The organism is Streptomyces sp. S07_1.15, from assembly GCF_020739505.1.
Classification (GTDB): Bacteria; Actinomycetota; Actinomycetes; order Streptomycetales; family Streptomycetaceae; genus Streptomyces; species Streptomyces xinghaiensis.
Genome location: NZ_JAJBZK010000001.1, coordinates 2,907,898 through 2,926,884 on the forward strand (window position 1 = coordinate 2,907,898; position 18,987 = coordinate 2,926,884).

The 18,987-nt window shown below is 74.8% G+C and carries 17 protein-coding genes; 3 read left to right on the plus strand and 14 right to left on the minus strand.

Annotated features, from left to right (window positions below; all coding sequences use genetic code 11):
* Positions 1 to 300: 300 nt before the first annotated feature.
* The 9 genes from LIX60_RS12340 to LIX60_RS12380 all read right to left on the minus strand — a co-directional run bounded on the left by LIX60_RS12340 (position 301) and on the right by LIX60_RS12380 (position 10,273).
* On the minus strand, positions 301 to 1,551 hold the full coding sequence (locus tag LIX60_RS12340; protein WP_227958490.1) for an alpha/beta hydrolase: 1,251 nt from the start codon (positions 1,549 to 1,551) through the stop codon (positions 301 to 303).
* A 514-nt stretch (positions 1,552 to 2,065) separates the two neighbouring features.
* On the minus strand, positions 2,066 to 3,208 hold the full coding sequence (alr, locus tag LIX60_RS12345) for an alanine racemase (RefSeq protein ID WP_227958491.1): 1,143 nt from the start codon (positions 3,206 to 3,208) through the stop codon (positions 2,066 to 2,068).
* 96 nt (positions 3,209 to 3,304) lie between these two features.
* Positions 3,305 to 4,156 carry a L,D-transpeptidase gene (locus LIX60_RS12350; RefSeq protein ID WP_227958492.1) on the minus strand — a complete coding sequence of 284 codons (852 nt, stop codon included), beginning with the start codon at positions 4,154 to 4,156 and terminating at the stop codon, positions 3,305 to 3,307.
* Between the two features lie 458 nt (positions 4,157 to 4,614).
* Positions 4,615 to 6,240: an NAD(P)H-hydrate dehydratase gene (locus LIX60_RS12355; RefSeq protein ID WP_227958493.1), complete on the minus strand. Its 1,626-nt coding sequence runs from the start codon at positions 6,238 to 6,240 to the stop codon at positions 4,615 to 4,617.
* 88 nt (positions 6,241 to 6,328) lie between these two features.
* Positions 6,329 to 6,613: a DUF1540 domain-containing protein gene (locus LIX60_RS12360; protein WP_227958494.1), complete on the minus strand. Its 285-nt coding sequence runs from the start codon at positions 6,611 to 6,613 to the stop codon at positions 6,329 to 6,331.
* A gap of 215 nt (positions 6,614 to 6,828) precedes the next feature.
* Positions 6,829 to 7,581 (minus strand): ZIP family metal transporter, encoded by a 753-nt coding sequence (locus tag LIX60_RS12365; RefSeq protein WP_227958495.1) that lies wholly within the window; start codon positions 7,579 to 7,581, stop codon positions 6,829 to 6,831.
* A gap of 91 nt (positions 7,582 to 7,672) precedes the next feature.
* Positions 7,673 to 8,041 (minus strand): holo-ACP synthase, encoded by a 369-nt coding sequence (locus LIX60_RS12370; protein WP_019707859.1) that lies wholly within the window; start codon positions 8,039 to 8,041, stop codon positions 7,673 to 7,675.
* On the minus strand, positions 8,038 to 9,885 hold the full coding sequence (gene glmS, locus LIX60_RS12375) for a glutamine--fructose-6-phosphate transaminase (isomerizing) (protein ID WP_227958496.1): 1,848 nt from the start codon (positions 9,883 to 9,885) through the stop codon (positions 8,038 to 8,040). Before glmS ends, LIX60_RS12370 begins: the two co-directional genes overlap by 4 nt.
* A gap of 100 nt (positions 9,886 to 9,985) precedes the next feature.
* Positions 9,986 to 10,273: a hypothetical protein gene (locus LIX60_RS12380; RefSeq protein ID WP_227958497.1), complete on the minus strand. Its 288-nt coding sequence runs from the start codon at positions 10,271 to 10,273 to the stop codon at positions 9,986 to 9,988.
* 223 nt (positions 10,274 to 10,496) lie between these two features.
* On the opposite strand from LIX60_RS12380, the gene coaA reads away from it, so the two are divergent.
* The gene (coaA, locus tag LIX60_RS12385) at positions 10,497 to 11,492 is read left to right on the plus strand and encodes a type I pantothenate kinase (protein ID WP_227958498.1); all 996 of its coding nucleotides are present in this window, start codon (positions 10,497 to 10,499) and stop codon (positions 11,490 to 11,492) included.
* A 35-nt stretch (positions 11,493 to 11,527) separates the two neighbouring features.
* On the plus strand, positions 11,528 to 12,499 hold the full coding sequence (locus LIX60_RS12390; RefSeq protein WP_227958499.1) for a DUF389 domain-containing protein: 972 nt from the start codon (positions 11,528 to 11,530) through the stop codon (positions 12,497 to 12,499).
* Between the two features lie 45 nt (positions 12,500 to 12,544).
* On the opposite strand, the gene glmM is transcribed toward LIX60_RS12390, so the two are convergent.
* From glmM to LIX60_RS12410, 4 genes are all read right to left on the minus strand, one after another.
* On the minus strand, positions 12,545 to 13,903 hold the full coding sequence (glmM, locus tag LIX60_RS12395) for a phosphoglucosamine mutase (RefSeq protein WP_227958500.1): 1,359 nt from the start codon (positions 13,901 to 13,903) through the stop codon (positions 12,545 to 12,547).
* 184 nt (positions 13,904 to 14,087) lie between these two features.
* Complete coding sequence (rpsI, locus tag LIX60_RS12400) at positions 14,088 to 14,576, minus strand: 30S ribosomal protein S9 (RefSeq protein WP_043473138.1); 489 nt, start codon at positions 14,574 to 14,576, stop codon at positions 14,088 to 14,090.
* Between the two features lie 38 nt (positions 14,577 to 14,614).
* Positions 14,615 to 15,058, minus strand: a complete 444-nt coding sequence (gene rplM, locus LIX60_RS12405; RefSeq protein WP_019707852.1) for a 50S ribosomal protein L13 — start codon at positions 15,056 to 15,058, stop codon at positions 14,615 to 14,617.
* Between the two features lie 236 nt (positions 15,059 to 15,294).
* Positions 15,295 to 16,236 carry a LysR family transcriptional regulator gene (locus LIX60_RS12410; RefSeq protein ID WP_227958501.1) on the minus strand — a complete coding sequence of 314 codons (942 nt, stop codon included), beginning with the start codon at positions 16,234 to 16,236 and terminating at the stop codon, positions 15,295 to 15,297.
* Positions 16,237 to 16,310: 74 nt separating this feature from the next.
* Between LIX60_RS12410 and LIX60_RS12415 the strand changes: the two genes are divergently transcribed.
* Positions 16,311 to 17,447 carry a DMT family transporter gene (locus LIX60_RS12415; RefSeq protein WP_227958502.1) on the plus strand — a complete coding sequence of 379 codons (1,137 nt, stop codon included), beginning with the start codon at positions 16,311 to 16,313 and terminating at the stop codon, positions 17,445 to 17,447.
* On the opposite strand, the gene LIX60_RS12420 is transcribed toward LIX60_RS12415, so the two are convergent.
* Positions 17,352 to 18,971 carry an ABC-F family ATP-binding cassette domain-containing protein gene (locus LIX60_RS12420; protein ID WP_227958503.1) on the minus strand — a complete coding sequence of 540 codons (1,620 nt, stop codon included), beginning with the start codon at positions 18,969 to 18,971 and terminating at the stop codon, positions 17,352 to 17,354. The genes LIX60_RS12415 and LIX60_RS12420 overlap by 96 nt on opposite strands.
* Positions 18,972 to 18,987 lie beyond the last annotated feature (16 nt).

Consider the following 18,987-nt stretch of genomic DNA (forward strand, 5'->3'; position numbering starts at 1 on the left):
CCGCCCCTTCGGGCCGGGAGGGGCACTGCGGCCGATGGTACGAGCCGCACGGCCGGGGCGCCGCCGGGACGCCTGCGGCACGTCCTCCGGGCGTAGGCCGTGACGCACCGCCGGGCGCGGCCGGGCGCGGCCGGGCGGACGCACCGCGGCGGCCGCCCGCGCCGCGCGGAGCCGGAACGTCGGCGCGGCCCGGCAGGCGGGCGCCGGTGGCCAGTGGGCGGAAGGCGGTGGCCGGAAGACCGGTCACCGGGAGGCCGGTGACCGGGAGGCCGGTGACCGGGAGGCCGGAAGCCCCGCCGGCTAGCTGCGGACCGGGCGCTGCGGCCGCCGCTTCCGCGGCGCCCCGCGCACCGCGGCGGCGCGGGTGATCAGCTCGGCCAGCCGGTCGTTCACCGTCTCGGGGTGCTCCAGCATCACCAGATGACCCGCGTCCGGGACGAGCACCAGCTCGGCATCCGGCAGCGCCTCGGCGATCGCCTGACTGTGCGAAGCGGGCGTGACCAGATCCCGGTCGCCGCTCAGCACCAGGACGGGCAGGCCCGCGAAGACCGCCAGCGCGTCCGCCTTGTCGTGCTCCTGGAAGGCCGGAAAGAACTCCGCGACCACGTCGATCGGCGTCGACTCGATCATCCGTTCGGCGAAACGGGCCACCGCCGGGTCCACGTGCCGCGAGCCGAAGGAGTACCGCTTGACGATCCCCGTGAAGAGGTCGGCGGTGGCCCGCCGGCTCCGCTCCACCAGGTCCACCCGCGAGCCCAGCGCCCGGAGCACCCCGGGCAGCATCCGCCGCACCGCGTTCACCCCGGCCACCGGCAGCCCGAAGTTGACCTCCCCGAGCCCGCCCGCCGACGTGCCGATGAACGCGACGCCCGCGACCCGCTCCCGCACGTACTCCGGGTAGTGGGCGGCCAGCGCCATCAGCGTCATGCCGCCCATCGAGTGGCCGACGAGCACCACCGGGCCCTGCGGCACGGCGGCGTCGAGCACGGCCCGCAGGTCGCGCCCGAGCTGGTCGATCGTCACCGGGACGCCGTCCGCCTGCGCCATGCCGCGCTGGGAACGGCCGTGGCTGCGCTGGTCCCAGTGGACCGTGCGGACCACACCGTTCATCGCCGCGCGCTGGAAGTGGAAGGAGTCCTGGTTCAGGCAGTAGCCGTGGCAGAACACCACGGTGAGCGGGCCGGGCCCGCGACGCCCGAAGAGCCTGCGGCGGCGGTGGGCCGCCGGCTCGGCCTCCGCCTCGTGGACCTCGTAGCGGAGCACCGTGCCGTCGTCCGCCACGGCCTCGCCGGGGGTGCCGCGCAGCGCGCCGTACGGGCCGGCGGTGTCGAGGGCGAGCCGGGCCTTGCGGCGCATCCCGCGGTGGACGGTCAGCCGTTCGATCGCGACACCGGCCGCGGCGGTCGCGGCGACGACGCCGAGCGCCGTGCCCGCCAGGCCGACGCGGCGCCGGTGCCCGCCGTGAGCGGCATGACCGCCCGCGGCCACGGCGGACGCCGCGGCGTCCAGTACCGCACCGGCTGCCGGCTCACCGGCAGTGATCTCAGCCATCGTCGTGCCGCTCCTCGTCGTCCGTCCCTCGCCCGGCGGCCGGCCGGCCGCTTCCCGGCCGTCGTCCCCGTCCGTCTCTGCACCGCCTCGCCCGTCACAGCGACCGTATGCCCCGGATCGGGGCCGGCCGATGCCCGGCCCCCTCCCGGGCACTCCCGCACGGGCTCCGGGGGCGTGGTACGCCGCGCGGGGCGGCGGACCGGCGGTCCGTACCGGGCAGCGACGATACGGGCTCGGCCGCCGGGCGGGGGAGCCTCCCCGTGTATCGATCGCGTCCCCCGGGCCGCGTGGGTCGTGTGTCCCGGGAGGCCCACGGGTCCCGGGGGGTTCTGTAAGGACAACACCGCCGGGCCCGTTCCCCGTTCCCGGTGCCGGTGGTCCGGCCCCCTGGCCCCCGGCGGCCGGAGCGGCGGGCGCACCGGTGCGGCCGCACCGGAGGCCGCGGCGTCTCGGGCCGGGCGGGTGCGGCGGGCCACCGGGCCGCCGGGGCCCCGCCTCCCGCGGCCCCTATCCGCTATCCGCCGTCCGCGTTCACGTACACCCGGGGCACCCTCGCCCCGATCCGGGTGACGATCTCGTACGCGATCGTGCCGGCGGCCTGCGCCCAGTCCTGGGCGGTCGGCTCGCCCGCGTCGCCCGGGCCGAACAGCACGGCCTCGTCGCCCGCCGCGGCGGTGTCGCCGCCCAGGTCGACGACGAACTGGTCCATGGCGACCCGCCCCGCGACCGTCCGCCACTTGCCGCCGACCAGCACCGGGCCGGTGCCGGACGCGTGCCGGGGAATGCCGTCCGCGTAGCCGACGGGCACCAGGGCGAGGGTCGTCTCCCCGGCGGTCACGTAGTGGTGGCCGTAGCTCACGCCGTGCCCGCCCGGGACCCGCTTGACGCTCGCCAGCCGCGCGGAGAGCGTCATGGCCGGGCGGAGACCGAAGTCCCCCGGCTGGCCGACCTCCGGGCTCGGCGAGATCCCGTAGACGGAGATCCCGGGCCGCACCAGGTCGAAGTGCGCCTCGGGGAGCGTCAGCGTCGCCGGGGAGTTGGCCATGTGGCGCACCTCCGGCCGCAGCCCGGCGCGCTCCGCGGCGGCCAGCGCCTCCCGGAAGGACTCCAGCTGCGCGGCGATCGACGGGTGCCCCGGCTCGTCGGCGCAGGCGAAGTGCGACCAGACGCCGGTCACCTTCAGGACGCCCTCGGCCTCGGCGGCCCGCGCGGCGGCGGTGAGCGCGTCCCAGTCGTGCGGCTGGCAGCCGCCCCGGCCCAGACCGGTGTCCGCCTTGAGATGGACCCGGGCGGTGCGGCCGCAGGCGCGGGCGGCGTCCGCTGCCTCGCGGAGCGCCCACAGGGCGCTTGCCGAGACGTCGACGTCCGCCTCGATGGCCTGGCGCCAGGGCCCGCCGGGGGTCCACAGCCAGCACAGCAGACGGCCCGTGTCGCCCGCCGCGCGCAGGGCCAGCGCTTCCTGCGGCGTGGCGGTCGCCAGCCAGCTCGCGCCGGCCTGCCGTGCGGCGCGGGCGCAGGGCAGCGCGCCGTGGCCGTACGCGTCGGACTTGACGACGGCCATCAGTTCGGAGCGGGGTGCGCGGGCCCGCAGCGCCCGGACATTGGCCCGGAGGGCGCCGAGATCGATCTCGGCACGGGCCCGCATCTCTTCGTTCATCGGGTTCAGTGTCTCACCGGCCCGGCGGGGCGTACCCGCCGAGGGAGCGGCGGGCGCGGGCCCGGGGCCGGCGGGCTCACGGGCGGGCCGCCGGGCTCAGGTCCCGGCGCGGCGGCCCCAGATGTAGACCCGGTCCCCCACCCGCAGCGTCTTCCACAGCCGTTCCGCGTCGGCCCGGGTGAGGTTCACACAGCCGTGCGAGCCGCCGTCCGGGTCGTAGACGTCGTCGCGCACCCCGTGGAACGCCTGCCCGCCGTTGAAGAACTGGGCGTACGGCATCGGCGTCTTGTAGATCGTCGAGACGTGCTTCTCGTTCCGCCAGGAGATGCGGTTCCAGCCGGTACGGGTCGGGCGCCCGTCCTTGCCGCTGCGGATCGGCACCGGTCCGAGCAGCACCTTCCTCCCCTGCTGCACCCACATCAACTGGCGCGGCAGGTCGACGCAGGCGATGCGGTCCCTCGTCTCCGGGCACCGGCCCCCGGCGTTCGGGTCGCGGCGGGCCTCGACGACGCGGAGGTGGCTCCGGGTCTTCACGCCCGCGTAGCCGGGGACGGCCGGTCGCAGCTTCTCGCGCCGCTGCCAGGCGCTGATGGCGCGGCAGTCCGCCTCCGACTGCCGGCCGTCCACGGGCAGTCCCAGGAACTCCTCCACCCTGCGCTGGTACGGGCCGGCGGGAGCGGTGCAGGGGCCGGCCCCTCGGCCGGGCGAGGCGGACGGAGCGGCCGAGGGGCCCCGGGAGGCCGGGGCGGCCGAGGCGGCCGAGGGGGCTCCGGGGTCACGGGGCGCGCCGTCGTCGGCGCGTGCGTGCTGCTGTCCGTGCCGGGGGCTGCCGTTCACGGCCGGTGACGGCCGTCCCTGCTCCGCCACCACGGCGCCGCAGCCCGCCACTGGCAGCAGGACCGCCGCCGCGGCCGCCCAGCGCCCGTATCTTCTCGCCGCAGGACCCATACCGGCTCCCCGTACCTCTCCACGGCGGCCGCCGCGGTCCGGCGGCTCACCGGCGCGCGGCCGATCCATCGGATGATCGGAACGGAGTGACCATCCCGCCGGCCCCCGGGCGGCACACCGCCACCCCCGGCTCCCCACCCGGTTGCCCCAGGACTTTCACCCGGATCACGGGCACCGGGCGGCGGCTGCCGGTGCCGCCCGGTGCCCGGTGCCCGGTGCCTGGTTGCCGGTGCCTGGTTGCCGGTGCCTGGTTGCCGGTGCCTGGTTGCTCAGTGCCTGGTGCCGGACTCGATCACGCCGCCCGGTCCGCCCGGCTCCCCAGGGCGAGAGGGCCCTGGGCGGACGGCCGAACCGGGCCGGCCGGACGAGCGGGTCGGGCAGCCGGGCAGCCGGGCGGTCAGCCGGCCGGCCGGAGGCGCAGAGTGAGCCGGAGGCGGACGGGGAGCCGGTGACGGAGGCTAGGCGGTGGCCGAGGCGACATCGCGCCAGGCCGTCACCAGGGCCGCCGCCACGTCGGACGCTCCCACGGGCGCCCCCGTGCGCCCCGCCGCCAGACGGCCCGCCAGTCCGTGCAGATACGCGCCCGCCGAGGCCGCGTCACGGGGCTCCAGGCCCGCCGCCAGCAGAGAGGCCGTCAGCCCGGACAGCACGTCACCGGTGCCCGCCGTGGCCAGCCAGCCGGTGCCCGTCGGGTTGGCCCGTACCGGCCCGTCGGCGGCGGCCACCAGCGTCGTCGAACCCTTGAGCAGCACGGTCGCCCCGAACTCCGCCGCCAGCCGCCGCACCGAGGACAGCCGCGACGCCTCGACCTCCTCACGGGCCACACCCAGCAGCGCGGCCGCCTCGCCCGCGTGCGGGGTCAGCAGCGTCGGCGCCGTCCGGCGCCGCACCTGCTTGCGGTCCAGCAGGCGCAGCCCGTCCGCGTCCACCAGCACCGGCACGTCCGAGGCCAAAACGTCCTTCACCGCCCGGCGCGCCTCCGGGCCGTCCCCGAGGCCGGGACCGACGGCCCAGGACTGGACGCGGCCCGCCTTCGCGGGCGGTCCCCCGTGCACCAGGGTCTCGGGGAAGCGGGCGATCACGGCGTCCCCGGCCGGGCCCACGTACCGTACGGCGCCCGCCCCGCCGCGCAGGGCGCCCGCCACGGCGAGCACCGCGGCGCCCGGGTAGCGCGCCGAGCCCGCCACCACGCCGGTGACTCCGCGCCGGTACTTGTCGCTCTCGCCGGTCGGCACGGGCAGCAGCGCGGCCACGTCGGCGTGCTGCGGCGCCTCCAGTTCGGGGACGTCCGGCAGATACGGGGCCAGGCCGATGTCCACCAGCCGCAGCGCGCCCGTGTGCCCGGCCCCCGGGTCGATCAGCAGGCCGGGCTTGTAGGTGCCGAAGGTGACCGTCGCGTCGGCCCGTACGGCCGTTCCCGTGATCTCGCCGGTGTCGGCCTCCATGCCGCTGGGGAGGTCCACCGCCACGATCGCCGCCCCGGACTCCCGCGCGGCGAGCGCCAGTCCGGCCGCGGCGGGGCGGAGTCCGCCGTGCCCGCCGATGCCGACGATCCCGTCGAGGACGAGATCCGCCCGGCGGACGGCCGCCAGGGCGGCACGGCCGACCGTCCGGCCGGCGGTGCCGGTCCCCCTCCCGCCGGCCCTCCCGCCGGCCCTGCGGCCGCCCCCGGCCCGGGTCTCCGCGGACCCCGTCTCCGTGGTCCCGGCCTCCGCCGACTCCCCCGGCTCCCCCGGCCCCGCCGTCTCCCCCGGTTCCCCGGCCGCCGGTACCGCCCAGCCGCCCGCCGCGCGCAGGGCGGCGAGACCACCGGCATGGGTGCGGTCCGCGGAGAGCAGAACGGCGGTGACACCGGCTCCCCGCCGGGCCAGCCGGGCCCCGGCGTAGAGGGCGTCACCGCCGTTGTCACCGCTCCCCACCAGCAGCGCGATCCGCGCTCCGTACACCCGTCCCGGACCCAGCAGTCCGGCGCACGCGGCCGCGAGCCCGGCGGCCGCGCGCTGCATGAGCGCCCCCTCCGGGAGGCGCGCCATCAGCGCGCGCTCGGCTGCCCGTACGGTTTCCACGCTGTACGCAGTTCTCATGTCCCCAGTGTCCCGGTCCGCGGACCGGTCCGGCCGCTCCCGGCACACCCGGTCCGGCCACCGTCACATCACCGGGGCGGGGCACCGGTCACGCGGGCGCGTAGGTGAGGCAGTCGGCCGCGTTCTGCTGGAAACCGACGGTGATGCCCGGCGCCCGGCACTCCAGCTGGTCGTTGTGCCGGCACTCGGACATCTTGCAGGCACCGACCCGGCCGGTGGACGACATGTCGCCGCCCCTGGCGCCGGAGTCGATGAACGTGTCGCAGTGCGCGTGGCCGGGATCGCCCACGGTGATGGCGAGCGCGTGGCAGGTGCTCTCCCGGTTGTACGCGCAGGAGGTGGCCGCGCAGTCATTGACGATCGGCATGTCCATCAGGGGTCCTCCGGGGGTGTCGGGGCGGTCCGGCTGCGGGCCCGGACCGAGCGGCCCACGAGCCCACCGGATCGAGCCTCGCAAGGGGCACCCGCGCCGACCAGCGGAAGGACGCCGAACGGGGTACGGACACCCGCGCCCCGTACCGCCCCGCTTCCCCCGCATCCCCCGCATCCCCCGCTCCCGTGCCTCACCGGACCGGCCGGCGGCCCCGGTCAGGAGATCAGCAGGGCGAGGGCCAGCAACGTTCCCAGCCCCACCGCGAAACTCGCCGTGTGGAGCGCCTTCTCGCGCGGTACCGGCGAGGTGGTGATCTCGGGCAGCAGGTCGGCCAGGGCGATGTAGACGAAGTTGCCGGCGGCGAAGGGCACCAGCACCGCCACGTCGACCTGCCCGGCCAGGCCGTAGGCGATCAGCCCGCCGAGCGGGAAGGTCAGCCCCGAGGCCAGATTGAAGGCCAGCGCCCGGCGGGAGCTCCACCCGCTGTGCACCAGGACACCGAAGTCGCCGAGTTCCTGGGGCACTTCGTGCGCGGCCGCGGCGAGCCAGGTCGCCACGCCGAGCCGTACGTCGACGACGAACGCGCCGCCCACCGCCAGGCCGCCGATGAAGTTGTGCAGCCCGTCGGCGACGAGGATCAGCGGGCCGAGCGGCCGGCCCCGGGGGACCCGGTGCGCCTCGGGCGGCCGGTGGCAGTGGTGCCAGTGCAGGAACTGCTCCAGCACCAGGAAGAAGAACAGGCCCGCCGCGACCCACGCGTAGACGCCCAGCCCGTTGCCGAGCACCCGCACCGCGCCGGGGAGCATGTGGAACAGCGCGCCGCCGAGGAGGGCGCCCGCCGCCAGCCCGACCAGCGGCAGCACCACTCGTCCGAAGAGCCGTTCGGGCAGCAGCAGCGCCACCGCTCCCGACAGGGCCAGACCGCTCATGGCCAGGCCCGACAGGACGATCCACCACAGCACGGGCATAACCGGACGCTACCGCCCCCATCCGGCCCGGCGGCAGAGGCCGTCCGGCCCGTGCCGCCGGGCTCCCGCCCCACGACGGCTGAACGGCGGCTCAGCCCTCCGCGATGACCACCGCCGACGCGACTCCGGCGTCATGGCTCAGCGAGACATGCCAGCCGGTCACCCCGAGCCGGGCCGCGCAGGCCGCGACCGTGCCCTTCACCCGCAGCGTCGGCCGTCCGTTCGACTCGGTGACGACCTCGGCGTCCGTCCAGGAGAGCCCCCGGGGCGCGCCCAGCGCCTTGGCCAGCGCCTCCTTGGCGGCGAAGCGGGCGGCGAGCGAGGCGACACCGCGCCGCTCGCCGCTCGGCAGCGTCAGTTCGTGGTCGACGAAGAGCCGGTCGGCCAGCGCGGGCGTACGCGCCAGCGCCTCGGCGAAGCGGTCGATCTCGGCGACGTCGATACCGACGCCCAGGATCACTCGACCGTCACCGACTTCGCGAGGTTCCTCGGCTGGTCCACCTCGTTGCCGCGGGCCGTGGCCAGTTCGCAGGCGAAGACCTGCAGCGGGACCGTCGCCACCAGCGGCTGGAGCAGCGTCGGGGTGGGCGGGATGCGGATCAGGTGGTCGGCGTACGGCACCACCGTCTCGTCGCCGTCCTCGGCGATGACGATGGTGCGCGCGCCCCGGGCCCGGATCTCCTGGATGTTGGAGACGATCTTGTCGTGCAGCACCGACCGCCCGCGCGGCGAGGGCACGACCACGACGACCGGAAGGTCCTCCTCGATCAGCGCGATCGGACCGTGCTTGAGCTCGCCGGCGGCGAAGCCCTCGGCGTGCATGTAGGCGAGCTCCTTGAGCTTGAGCGCGCCCTCCAGGGCGACCGGGAAGCCAACGTGCCGGCCGAGGAACAGCACGGTGTTCTTGCCGGCGAGGCTGCGGGCCAGCTCCCGTACCGGCTCCATCGTGCCGAGCACCTGTCCGACCTGGACGGAGATCGCCGACAGCTCCTGGATGACGGAGTGGATCTCGTCGCCCCACTTGGTGCCGCGCACCTGGCCGAGGTAGAGCGCGACGAGGTAGCAGGCGACGAGCTGGGTGAGGAACGCCTTGGTGGACGCGACCGCGACCTCCGGCCCGGCGTGGGTGTAGAGCACGGCGTCGGACTCGCGCGGGATCGTCGAGCCGTTGGTGTTGCAGATGGCGAGGACGCGGGCGCCCTGCTCGCGAGCGTGCCGGAGCGCCATCAGGGTGTCCATGGTCTCGCCGGACTGGCTGATGGCGATGACGAGGGTGCGGTGGTCGAGGATCGGGTCGCGGTAGCGGAACTCGCTGGCCAGCTCGGTCTCGCAGGGGACGCGCGTCCAGTGCTCGATGGCGTACTTGGCGATCATCCCGGCGTGGTAGGCGGTGCCGCAGGCCACGATGACGATCTTGTTGACCTCGCGCAGCTCGGACGGCGGGATGCGCACCTCGTCCAGCAGCAGGGTGCCCGAGCCGTCGATCCGGCCGAGGAGGGTGTCGGCGACGGCCTTCGGCTGCTCGGCGATCTCCTTGAGCATGAAGTAGTCGTAGCCGCCCTTCTCGGCGGCGGAGGCGTCCCAGTCGACGTGGTATTCGCGGACGTCGGCCGGGCTGCCGTCGAAGTTCGTGACCGTCACACCGTCCCGGCGGAGTTCGACGACCTGGTCCTGGCCCAGCTCGATCGCCTCGCGGGTGTGCGCGATGAACGCGGCGACGTCGGAGGCGAGGAAGGACTCGCCGTCGCCGACGCCCACCACGAGCGGCGAGTTGCGGCGCGCGCCGACCACCACGTCCGGCTCGTCGGCGTGCACGGCGACCAGCGTGAAGGCGCCCTCCAGCCGGCCGCACACCTGGCGCATCGCCTCGGCCAGGTCGCCGCAGGAGGAGAACTCCTCGGCCAGCAGGTGGGAGACGACCTCGGTGTCGGTCTCGGAGAGGAGCTGGTGGCCCCGGTCGGTCAGTTCGGCCCGCAGCTGGGCGAAGTTCTCGATGATGCCGTTGTGGACGACGGCGACGCGGCCCGCGTTGTCCAGATGCGGATGGGCGTTCGCGTCCGTGGGGGCGCCGTGGGTGGCCCAGCGGGTGTGGCCGATACCGGTGGAACCGGACGGCAGCGGGCGGCCCGCCAGCTCCTTCTCCAGGTTGGCCAGTTTGCCCGCCTTCTTCGCGGCGGCCAGCCCGCCGTCGGCGAGCACGGCGACCCCGGCCGAGTCATAGCCCCGGTACTCCAGGCGCTTCAGACCGGCGATGACAACGTCGAGGGCGGACTGCCCTCCCACATACCCAACGATTCCGCACATGACCGCAGCCTACGGCCCCGCACCGGCGGCCGGCCGCCTCGGGGGCCCGGCGAGGGTCCGGCGAGGGCCAGGCGGCGGTCACGGGTGGAGCGGCGTGCGGTCAGCCGCCCCGTTCCATCCGGTCCCGGGCGTCCCGCAGCAGCCACAGGTACTCGGACTCCTCGCAGCTGGGCTTGGAGCCCGTCCGGTAGAGGTCTATGGAGTCGTCGAGGTCCTCCATCAGGTCCTCGTCGGGCAGCTCGTCGGCCAGCTCGCTGACGATCCGTCCCGCCGCTCCCCGCCGCTCCGCGCGGGTGTCGGGGCGCCGGGGCCGCGGGGCCGGGCCGTCCCGCCGCCTGCCGAACAGGTGCCCGAAGATCCGGGCCGGGCCGTGCACGGATACGGACATGGGTTCCCCCTGGTCGCGGGTGCGGACGGCCGGCGGCCCGCGGGACGCGCCTGCGCCCCGCTCCCCCGGGCAGGCTCTCGGCCGGTGTTCCGTTGCCCGAACGTTATGCCGTGCCGAACATTCTGTGTAGGCCCCGGGGAGAACGGATGTGCGCCCCGGGGGGCGCGCACGAGAGCGCTCCCGCACCCCCCGCGCCCCGTCCCGCTCCGCGCCCACCCGCACAATGGGCCTCGTGTCCCTCACCGAGCCGCAGCAGCGACGCCGTTCCGACGCCACCCCCTATATGGACCTCACCCGTGCGGAGTGGAGTGCGCTGCGCGAGCGGACCCCCCTGCCCCTGACCGCCGACGAGGTCGAACGCCTGCGCGGTCTCGGCGACGTCATCGACCTCGACGAGGTCCGCGAGGTCTACCTGCCGCTCTCCCGGCTCCTCAACCTCTATGTGGCCGCCGCCGGCAATCTGCGCGGCGCGCTCAACACCTTCCTCGGCGACACCGCGAGCGGGCACGGCGTCCAGCCCGGCACCCCGTTCGTCATCGGCGTCGCGGGCAGCGTCGCCGTCGGCAAGTCCACGGTGGCCCGGCTGCTCCAGGCCCTGCTGGCCCTCTGGCCGGAGCACCCGCGGGTCGAACTCGTCACCACGGACGGCTTCCTGCTGCCCAACGCCGAACTGCACCGGCGCGGCCTGATGTCCCGCAAGGGCTTCCCCGAGTCGTACGACCGGCGGGCCCTGACCCGCTTCGTCGCCGAGGTCAAGGCGGGCCGGGACGTGGTCACCGCCCCCGTCTACTCCCACCTCATCTACGACATCGTGCCGGGCGAGCGGCTGACCGTCCGCCGCCCCGACATACTGATCGTCGAGGGGCTCAACGTCCTCCAGCCCGCCCTGCCGGGTCACGACGGACGCACCCGGGTCGGCCTCGCCGACTACTTCGACTTCAGCGTCTACGTGGACGCGCGGACCGAGGACATCGAGCAGTGGTACCTCGGCAGGTTCCGCAAGCTGCGCGAGACCGCCTTCCAGAACCCGTTCTCCTACTTCCGCAAGTACACCCAGGTCTCCGAGGAGGAGGCGCTGGACTACGCCCGGCGGATGTGGAGCACGATCAACCGGCCCAACCTGGAGCAGAACATCGTCCCGACCCGGGGCCGCGCCAACCTCGTCCTCCGCAAGGGCGCCGACCACAAGGTGCAGCGGCTGAGCCTGCGCAAGCTGTGACCCGGCCGGGGGCCCGGCGCGCGTAATCTGCGCCCATGCTGCAGCTCCGGATCATCTGCCCCGCCGACCGCACCGAGCAGGTCACGGCGCTGCTGCGGCGGGCCGTGGGCACCGCGAACCTGATGGTCGTTCCGGGGGCCGGACGGGACCCCGCCGGGGACCTGGTGGTGTGCGACGTGGCGCGCGAGGCGGCCGACGAACTGACGGACGAGCTGCGGGAGCTGCGCCTCCACGAGGACGGGTCGGTCGCCCTCCAGGACATCGCCGTCTCCCTGTCGCGACGGGCCGAGCAGGCCGAGCGGGACGCCCCGGGCGAGCCGGCGGACGCGGTGCTGTGGGAGGAGCTCTCGGAGGCCACCCACGAGGAGTCGACCATCTCGGCCACCTATCTGGCGTTCATGACGGTCGCGGTGATGATCGCGGCCTGCGGCGTGATGCTGGACAACGCCGTCCTGATCGTGGGAGCCATGGCGGTCGGCCCGGAGTTCGGGCCGCTGTCGGGGGTGAGCACCGGGCTGGTGCTGGGACGCCTGCGGGAGGCCGGACGCTCTTTCACCGCGCTGACCGCCGGGTTCGCGGTCGCCGTGGCCGTCGCCACGGCCTTCGTCCTGGCGCTGGACGCGACCGGGGTGTTCACCGCGGACATGCTGGCCGGCGAGGACGGGCCCACCGAGTTCGTCTGGCAGCCGGGCCATGTCTCGCTGGCGGTGGCGCTGCTCGCGGGCATCGCCGGGACGCTCTCGCTGACCTCGGAGAAGTCGGGCGCCCTGATCGGCGTGGCGATCTCCGTGACGACGATCCCCGCGGCGGCCAACGCGGCCGCCGCGCTGGCCTACGGCGACCTGGAGGAGCTGCGCGGTTCCGGTGTGCAGCTCGCGGTGAACCTGGCCGGCATCATCGCCGCGGGCGCGCTCACCCTGCTCGTCCAGAAGAAGCTGCTGGAGCGGACGAAGCGGCGTGAGCGCGCCCTGGCGGAGCAGCGGGCCGGGGGCGGGGCCGGCCGGTAGCAGGCGCCGGCCGGCCGCGGGCACCGGCCGGGCGTCCGGCGCGGGCTACCCCAGCGCGGACTTCACCGCGTCGGCCAGCCGTCCGGCGACCGAGCGGGCCTGCTCGGTGTCGGGTGCCTCGACCATCACGCGGACCAGCGGTTCCGTTCCCGAGGGGCGGAGCAGCACCCGCCCGGTGGCGCCGAGTTCGCGCTCCGCGTCGGCGACGGCCGCGGCCAGCTCGGCACTGGAGTCCACCCGGGACTTGTCCACGTCGGGGACGTTCACGAGGACCTGCGGCAGCCGGTCCATGACGGACGCCAGGTCCCGCAGGCCGCGTCCGGTGGCGGTGATCCGGGCGGCCAGCATCAGGCCGGTCAGCGTGCCGTCGCCGGTGGTCGCGTGGTCGAGGATGATGACGTGGCCGGACTGCTCGCCGCCGAGGGCGAAGCCCTCCCGCTTCATCTCCTCCAGGACGTACCGGTCGCCGACGGCGGTCTGCACCAGTTCGATGCCCTCGCGCTCCATGGCGAGCTTGAAGCCGAGGTTCGACATCACGGTGGCGACCACGGTGTTCTTCCGCAGATGGCCCTGCTCCCGCAGGCCGAGCGCGAGGACGGCGAGGATCTGGTCGCCGTCGACCTCGTTGCCCTGGGCGTCGACGGCGAGGCAGCGGTCGGCGTCGCCGTCGTGGGCGATGCCGAGGTCCGCGCCGTGCTCCAGGACGGCGTCCCGGACCAGGGAGAGGTGGGTGGAGCCGCAGCCGTCGTTGATGTTGAGGCCGTCCGGGTCGGCGGCGATGGTGACGACCTCGGCGCCGGCCCGCGCGAACGCCTCCGGGGAGACCCGGGCAGCCGCGCCGTTGGCCTCGTCGAGGACGACCTTGAGGCCGTCGAGGCGGTTCGGGAGGACGCCGATGAGGTGCGCGACGTAGTTGTCGAAGCCCTCGTCGTAATTGCGGACCCGGCCGACGCCCGCGCCGGTGGGGCGGTCCCAGGGCTCGCCGGCGCCGTGGGAGGTGTAGAGGGCCTCGATGCGGTCCTCCAGCTCGTCGGCGAGTTTGTGGCCGCCGCGGGCGAAGAACTTGATGCCGTTGTCCGGCATCGGGTTGTGGCTGGCCGAGAGCATCACGCCGAGGTCGGCGCCGAGCGCGCCGGTGAGGTACGCCACCGCGGGGGTGGGCAGCACACCAACGCGCAGGACGTCCACGCCCGCGCTGGCGAGGCCCGCCACGACGGCCGATTCCAGGAACTCTCCGGAGGCGCGCGGATCACGTCCCACCACGGCCGTCGGGCGATGGCCCTCGAACGTACCCGCCTCGGCGAGCACGTGCGCCGCCGCGACCGACAGGCCGAGCGCGAGCTCGGCCGTCAGATCCGCGTTGGCGACACCGCGCACACCGTCCGTGCCGAAGAGTCGTCCCACTGGTGTCCTCCGTCTGTGCTGCACAGGTGCCGCGCACGGCCGCACACTGCTGTGATCTCGCCGGGAGCCTGCCTGGCTTCGGGGCGTCCTGCTGTCTGTATACGCCTCTGGCCGACCATATGACGAACGCCCCGGCAGGCACGGAGTGTGCCCGCCGGGGCGAGTCGTACGGTGGGGTGAACGCTCAGCGCTTGCTGTACTGCGGCGCCTTGCGGGCCTTCTTGAGACCGGCCTTCTTCCGCTCGACGGCGCGGTCGTCGCGGCTCAGGAAGCCGGCCTTCTTGAGGGGGCCGCGGTTGTTGTCCACGTCCGCCTCGTTCAGGGCGCGGGCCACACCGAGGCGCAGCGCGCCGGCCTGGCCGGAGATGCCGCCGCCGCTGATGCGGGCGATGACGTCGTAACGGTTGTCGAGCTCCAGCACCTTGAAGGGCTCGTTGACTTCCTGCTGGTGCACCTTGTTGGGGAAGTACTCCTCAAGGGTGCGACCGTTGATCTTCCACTGGCCGCTGCCCGGCACGATGCGGACGCGGGCGATGGCGTTCTTGCGACGGCCCAGGCCGGCGGCCGGCTGCGGGTCGCCGAAGCGGGACGCGAGCGACTCGCTGGTGTACTCCTCGACGCCGGGGGTCTCCTCGACGTCGACGACGGGGGCTTCTGCGGTGGTCTCGGCCACGATTCTCCTCAGATTCTTTTCTGTTGGGGGTGGCCGGACTACTGCGCGACCTGGGTGATCTCGAACGGAACCGGCTGCTGGGCGGCGTGCGGGTGCTCGGAGCCGGCGTAGACCTTCAGCTTCGAGAGGACCTGGCGGCCCAGCGAGTTCTTCGGGATCATGCCCTTGATGGCCTTCTCCACGGCCTTCTCGGGGTTGTTCCGCAGCAGGTCGTCGTAGCGGACGGACCGCAGACCACCCGGGTAGCCGGAGTGGCGGTAGGCCAGCTTCTGGGTCCGCTTGTTACCGGAGAGGTGCACCTTGTCGGCGTTGATGATGATGACGAAGTCACCAGCGTCAACGTGCGGCGCGTACACCGGCTTGTGCTTGCCACGCAGGATGGTGGCGGCCTGGGAGGCCAGGCGTCCGAGAACCACGTCGGTGGCGTCGATGACGTACCACTGACGCTGGACGTCGCCGGGCTTGGGGCTGTACGTACGCACGGTCGTTAGCCTTCGCTTCTGCAGTGATGGGGTCTCCCCCAGCCCGCCAGGGCTGTGGGGAAAGGTCCTGACAAGGTCACCCGGACGATCACGACAGCCGTGGCGCCACGGGTGACGCAGCCCGTGCCTGCCGCTGGTGTTCGGCCCGGTGGACCGGCGTAAGGCCCCCTCACGTGAGATAGAGCAAGCCAATACGCATAACGAACCCGCAGAATACCGGCCCGCCCCCGTGCCGGTCAAAACGCCTCCCGCCCGCCGGCCGGCACCGCGCCCGGCCGCGCGGCGGCGGCCCCGCGGAGCGCGTCGAGCCCGGCCGCGACGGCCGGGTGCCCCGCCCCGCCGCGCCGCGTCCCCGCGACGATCCGCCGGAACGGCACCGGCTCCCCGGTCAGCGGCACCCGGACCACCGCGTGCGGGGACGGCAGCGGCACCAGCCGCGGCAGCAGGCACACCCCGAGCCCCTCGGCCACCAGCGCCGACACCGCGAACCACTCCTTGGCCTCGTGCGCCACCCGGGGCGTGAACCCGGCGGCGGCGCAGGCGGCGGCCAGCAGCCCGAAGGTGTCGTTGTCCCGCCGCTTGACGATCCAGGGCTCCGCCGCGGCCTCGGCGAGGGTCACCCCGCCCGGCCGGGCCAGCCGGTGCCCCTCCGGCACCAGCAGGTCCTGACGGTCGTCCAGCAGCGGGAACTGTTCGAAGCGCGGGTCGGGCACCGGCGGCACCCCCGGGCCGGGCAGCACGAGCGCCAGATCGGTCTCACCGGCGAGCAGCAGCCGGAAGCAGTCGCCGCTCTCCTCCTCCCTCACCTCGGCCGTCAGCCCCGGATGGGCGGTGCGCAACGCCGTCACGGCCGGGGCGGCCAGCGCCGCGACGGCCGAGGAGACGCCGCAGAGCCGCAGGGTGCCGGTGATCTCCCGCCCCTCGGCGGCCAGTTCGGCCCGGGCCGCCTCCCACTGGGTGTGCAGCGTCTCGGCGTGCCGCAGCAGGATCCGCGCGGCCGGTGTGAGCCGTACGCCGCGCCCCTCGGGCCGGAGCAGTTCGACGCCGAGCTCGCGCGCGAGCTGCCGCAGCTGCTGGGAGACGGCGGAGGGGGTGAGGTGGAGCGCCGCCGCGGCCTCCGTCACCGTGCCGTGCTCGGCCAGGGCGCGCAGGACGCGCAGTCTCCGTAAATCGACCATGTAGCAAATGCTAAAGGAATTCGACCCTAAACGTTCGATGGACGTACACAGTTGGGGCGCCGGAGCCTTGGGGGATGAGGGAGTCCACCGCCCCCGTTCTGGTGCTGGGCAGCATGCTCAGCATCCACTTCGGTCTGGCCGTGGGGAAACAGCTGTTCGACACGGTCGGCCCAATGGGGGTCGTGGCCCTGCGGCTGGGACTGGCCGCCCTGCTGCTGCTCCTCCTCCACCGGCCCGCACTGCCGCGCACCCGGGCCGACGTCCTCCTCGTCCTCGCCTTCGGGACGGCGATCGCCGGCATGAACCTCGTCTATCCCGCGCTGCGGTACCTGCCGCTCGGCACGGCCTCGGCCCTGCAGCTCATCGGGCCGGTCACGCTCGCGCTGCTGGCCTCCCGGCGGACGGCCGACCTCGCGCTCGCCGCCCTGGCGGGCCTCGGCGTCTGGCTCTTCCACCTGCCCGGCGGCGCCGGGCTCCCGCTGCCCGGGGTACTGCTCGCCCTGGCGTCGGGCGCCTCCATGGCCTGTTATCTGCTGCTCAGCCGGCGGGCCGGGGCCCGGTCCGCCGACGGCGCGCCCCTGGCGCTGGCCGTCGCCTGGTCGGCCGTGCTCACCGTGCCGTTCGGGGCGGCGGAGAGCGGGACCGCGCTGCTGGGGACGCGGGCGCTGATCGTCGGCGCGCTGGTGGCCGTCTTCGCGACGGTGCTGCCGTACTCGCTGGAGATGGCCGCGCTGCGCCGGATTCCGCCCCGGACGGTGGGGGTGCTGCAGAGCCTCGAACCGGTGAGCGCGGGGCTCGCGGGCGCCGTCCTGCTGTCCGAGCATCTGGTGCCGGTGCAGTGGCTGGCGCTCGGCTGCGTCGGCGCCGCGAGTTCCGGCACGGTGTTCCGGGTACGGGGGCGGTGCCGGGGCCGGCCGGCGGCCGCCCGTGCCGCCGGGGAGATCCCGGCCGGCCGGGCCCGGGCGGCCCCGGCCCGGACCGGACCCGGCCGAGCGGCACGGCGGGCGACCGGCCCCGTGCCGCCGCAGTCGGGCACCCGGGCGGCCCGGGGCGGGGCCCCGGGGCTGCACACCCGGGCCGGGCACCCGGCGGGACGCGCCGGACCGGCCCGCGGCTCAGCGGGCGCGGGCCACCCGGGTCTCGTCCCACACCGGCTCCGGGGTCTCCCGGACGACACCGTCGGCGCCGAAGACCAGGAACCGGTCGAATGAACGGGCGAACCAGCGGTCGTGCGTCACCGCGAGCACCGTTCCGTCGTACGCCTCCAGCGCCTGCTGGAGGGCGTCGGCGCTCTCCAGGTCGAGGTTGTCCGTCGGCTCGTCCAGCAGCAGGGCCGTGGTCCCCGACAGCTCCAGCAGCAGGATCTGGAAGCGCGCCTGCTGGCCGCCGGAGAGCCTGCCGAACGGCTGGTCGCCCTGGCGCTCCAGCTCGTACCGGCGCAGCACGCTCATGGCGGCGCCCCGGTCGCGCGCGTGTTCGGTCCAGAGAATGTCGGTGAGGGTGCGCCCCTCCAGCTCCGGGTGGGCATGGGTCTGCGCGAAGTGGCCGGGCACCACGCGGGCGCCGAGCCTCCAGCTTCCGGTGTGGGCGACCTCGTCACCGGCCAGCAGCCGCAGGAAGTGCGACTTCCCGGAGCCGTTCGAGCCGAGCACGGCGACCCGCTCGCCGTAGTGGACCTCCAGCGAGAAGGGCCGCATCAGCCCGGTCAGCTCCAGCCGCTCGCAGATCACGGCCCGTACGCCGGTGCGCCCGCCCCGCAGCCGCATCCGGATGTCCTGCTCGCGCGGCGGCTCGGGCGGCGGGCCGGCCTCCTCGAACTTGCGCAGCCGGGTCTGCATCGCCCGGTAGCGGGAGGCCATGTCGGGGCTGTTCGCCGCCTGCTGCCGCAGCCGCAGCACCAGCGCCCTGAGCCGGGCGTGCTCCTCGTCCCAGCGCCGCTTCAGCTCCTCGAACCGGGCGAAGCGCTCCTTGCGCGCGGCGTGGTACGTCTCGAAGCCGCCGCCGTGCACCCAGACGTCGCTGCCGGCCACCCCCGGCTCCACGCTGATGATCTTGCTCGCGGAGCGGGCCAGCAGCTCGCGGTCGTGGCTGACGAAGAGGACCGTCTTGCGCGTCTCGCGCAGCCGCTCCTCCAGCCAGCGCTTGCCGGGCACGTCCAGATAGTTGTCCGGCTCGTCGAGCAGCAGCACCTCGTCCGGACCGCGCAGCAGCGCCTCCAGCACCAGCCGCTTCTGCTCGCCCCCGGAGAGGGTGCGCACCTCGCGCCACTGCGCCCGTTCGTACGGAACGCCGAGCGCGGCCGTGGTGCAGATGTCCCACAGGGTCTCGGCCTCGTAGCCGCGGACCTCCGCCCAGTCGCTGAGCGCCTGCGCGTAGCCGAGCTGCGCCGCCTCGTCGTCGGTGGTCATGATGGCGTGCTCCGCCGCGTCGACCGCCCGCGCCGCCGTGCGGATGCGGTGCGGGGCGACGGACACCAGCAGGTCGCGCACCGTCCGCTCGTCCCGTACCGAGCCGACGAACTGGGGCATCACCCCCAGGCCGCCGCTGACCGTCACCGCACCGCCGTGCGGCGTGAGCTGACCCGCGATCAGCTTCAGCAGAGTCGTCTTGCCCGCGCCGTTGGCCCCGACGAGGGCCACGGCCGATCCCTCACCGACCCGGAAAGAGGCGTCGACCAGCAGAGGTCTGCCGTCCGGCAGGTAATACTCGACGTGCGCCACTTCCACATGCCCCATGCGGGCGATTGTCACA

Bases quoted from the DNA above. Each gene is read 5' to 3' on its own strand.
- LIX60_RS12340 (WP_227958490.1), bottom strand. From the start codon at position 1,551: ATGGCTGAGATCACTGCCGGTGAGCCGGCAGCCGGTGCGGTACTGGAC.
- alr (WP_227958491.1), bottom strand. From the start codon at position 3,208: ATGAACGAAGAGATGCGGGCCCGTGCCGAGATCGATCTCGGCGCCCTC.
- LIX60_RS12350 (WP_227958492.1), bottom strand. From the start codon at position 4,156: ATGGGTCCTGCGGCGAGAAGATACGGGCGCTGGGCGGCCGCGGCGGCG.
- LIX60_RS12355 (WP_227958493.1), bottom strand. From the start codon at position 6,240: ATGAGAACTGCGTACAGCGTGGAAACCGTACGGGCAGCCGAGCGCGCG.
- LIX60_RS12360 (WP_227958494.1), bottom strand. From the start codon at position 6,613: ATGGACATGCCGATCGTCAATGACTGCGCGGCCACCTCCTGCGCGTAC.
- LIX60_RS12365 (WP_227958495.1), bottom strand. From the start codon at position 7,581: ATGCCCGTGCTGTGGTGGATCGTCCTGTCGGGCCTGGCCATGAGCGGT.
- glmS (WP_227958496.1), bottom strand. From the start codon at position 9,885: ATGTGCGGAATCGTTGGGTATGTGGGAGGGCAGTCCGCCCTCGACGTT.
- LIX60_RS12380 (WP_227958497.1), bottom strand. From the start codon at position 10,273: ATGTCCGTATCCGTGCACGGCCCGGCCCGGATCTTCGGGCACCTGTTC.
- coaA (WP_227958498.1), top strand. From the start codon at position 10,497: ATGGGCCTCGTGTCCCTCACCGAGCCGCAGCAGCGACGCCGTTCCGAC.
- LIX60_RS12390 (WP_227958499.1), top strand. From the start codon at position 11,528: ATGCTGCAGCTCCGGATCATCTGCCCCGCCGACCGCACCGAGCAGGTC.
- LIX60_RS12410 (WP_227958501.1), bottom strand. From the start codon at position 16,236: ATGGTCGATTTACGGAGACTGCGCGTCCTGCGCGCCCTGGCCGAGCAC.
- LIX60_RS12415 (WP_227958502.1), top strand. From the start codon at position 16,311: ATGAGGGAGTCCACCGCCCCCGTTCTGGTGCTGGGCAGCATGCTCAGC.
- LIX60_RS12420 (WP_227958503.1), bottom strand. From the start codon at position 18,971: ATGGGGCATGTGGAAGTGGCGCACGTCGAGTATTACCTGCCGGACGGC.